The sequence below is a fragment of the Argonema antarcticum A004/B2 genome, assembly GCF_023333585.1.
GTDB lineage: Bacteria > Cyanobacteriota > Cyanobacteriia > Cyanobacteriales > Aerosakkonemataceae > Argonema > Argonema antarcticum.
The window spans coordinates 1-2,135 of the sequence record NZ_JAIQZN010000215.1; the positions used below are offsets into that span (position 1 = coordinate 1).

General features: G+C 45.7%; 1 protein-coding gene. It reads right to left on the reverse strand.

The window, feature by feature from the left end; all coding sequences use genetic code 11:
• Positions 1 to 63: 63 nt before the first annotated feature.
• On the reverse strand, positions 64 to 1,593 hold the full coding sequence (locus LAY57_RS35390; RefSeq protein WP_249072146.1) for a group II intron reverse transcriptase/maturase: 1,530 nt from the start codon (positions 1,591 to 1,593) through the stop codon (positions 64 to 66).
• Positions 1,594 to 2,135: the final 542 nt, after the last annotated feature.

Genomic DNA, 2,135 nt, shown 5'->3' on the forward strand with positions numbered 1-2,135 from the left:
CGGTTAGAGTCGAGGGCTGGTATTACCCAGCGCCCCTCTCTGTTCGATCCAGGCGTGCGACTTTCACCGCACCTGGCTCTCGACAATCTGATGTTGCTTCATGTGGATGTAATCGTGACAGCTTTCATGGATTGCTACTAAATTGTTGGCTTTCCAATTATCGTGATTGCCGTCGGTGTGGTGCAGATGCACTCGTTCTTCTCCTATGAAGGAGTGATTACATTGTCCACAGGTATGGTTCTGCTTTTTCAGCAGTTTAGAGGTCTGGCCATCGTATAATGCACTGTTGCGTTTTGACCAATAAAGGATATCTCCATCGAAAGGTGACTTGTCCCCTCTAACATTTACGAATTTGTTTTCGTGGTAGGGAATAGCCGGGAATGCTTTCTCTATCAGGTCGGTGACTTGATAGCGGTTAAGCTTACTTTCTTTGTTGAATACCTTCCAGGTTCTCTTGCTGATATGCCATAAACTGAATCGTGAGCCATCTAACTTACAGAACTGGTGGTAGTTTCTCCATCCTCTGACAATAGGCGCAAGCTTTTCGGCTTTTACCTTTGCCCCATAATTCGAGTTATTGACGATTTCCTTGACTTTGCTTTGGAATTTCTTGAAGTTGTCCTCTGAGGGATGGCTTCTAAATTTTCCATTCTCTTGCACCTTAAAGTGCCATCCTAAAAAGTCAAATCCATCTGTCGCTGCTGTTACTTTTGTCTTTCTTTCACTTACCTTCATGCCCCTTACATCAAGGAACTCAGCAATTTTGTCAAGTATTTTCTGGGCGTCATCTTTTGGCTTCAGGATAATCACCATGTCGTCAGCGTATCTGACGGAAGGGTGAATGGATTCGATCCCGTTGAGTGCTATGTTTGCTAGTAATGGGCTGACTACACCGCCTTGAGGCGTCCCTTGTTCTGGGAACTCAGGATTTATACCTGCTTTCAAACATCTGAAGATGCCTTCTTTGATGTTTGTGGGTGCAATTAGTCTATCCATGATTGCCTTATGGCTGATTCGATCAAAGCACTTTTCGATATCCAATTCGATGACCCGTTTGGTTATTCCATTGGTTGTAGAGCGTAGGTTTAAAAACAGGATTTTCTGGGCGTCATGTGCCGACCTACCTGTCCTGAAACCATAACTCCGTTCATGGAACGTTGCCTCGTGTGCAGGTTCTACGGCGTATTTGACGAGACATTGCCACGCTCTGTCTTTCATTGTTGGCACTTTTAAAATCCGGGTTGACCCGTCCTTCTTAGGGATGGGAATTTCTTTCAACCCTTGGTGCTTCCAATTGTTTACACTGGACTTAAGTGATTCGCTTAAGTCGAGGCGTTCCTGATGTGTCAGGGACGCTTTGCCGTCTATACCCGCAGTTTTCTTGCCTGCATTAAGCTGTGTGACTTGACGAATCGCTAATAACCTTGCGGCACGGGACTTCAGAATCAGCTTCTGTAATGACTTAGCTTTACGCAGGTCATTGGCTCGAATAGCTTTGAACACTCGTTTTTGTAGGCGAAAGAGATTACGTCGGAACTGCTTCCAAGGTAAGACCTTCCAAAATTCACTGGCTGTTAGACCGTGCCTAATCATTCTCTACTCCAATTTGTGTCTTCTGATTGCCTCAGCGAAATTACTCGCTGTCCTACCCGAATCTAAGGATGTCCGGCTCTCGTCTGCCCTACTTAGGATTCGACTGTCCTAAGACCCTAGACTCGTTTTTATTCGTTCCCTCAAGTGATTGTCTTGTCCCTTTAGATGTAGCCACTTCAACCATTGGATACCCTTGTACGGCTACTCTTGACTAAATGAGGTAGCGGGTGTTATTCCAATAAAGTCAGGGGTTTTAATCTTTTCCGGCCTGCTTTGGAGTGGGTTGCTTTTTTAGGCTCTGTTTCATCGTGGGGACGCCCCTAGCGCCAGTGTGGTATCGGTCAACCTCTGATTGCGCCCTATTCCCAGCTTCAGTCTCTAGAATTCCGAGTCTAGTCGCTGTGGGTAGATTGGGAGTCACGCCCGTACTTGGCGGATAGGACTTGCACCTATATCATCTTGAGAGTTTTACAGGGTCTAATCCCTGTAAGTGATGCTATGTAACCCTTTTAGGCTATTTTTACATCACAACGAATCGCACT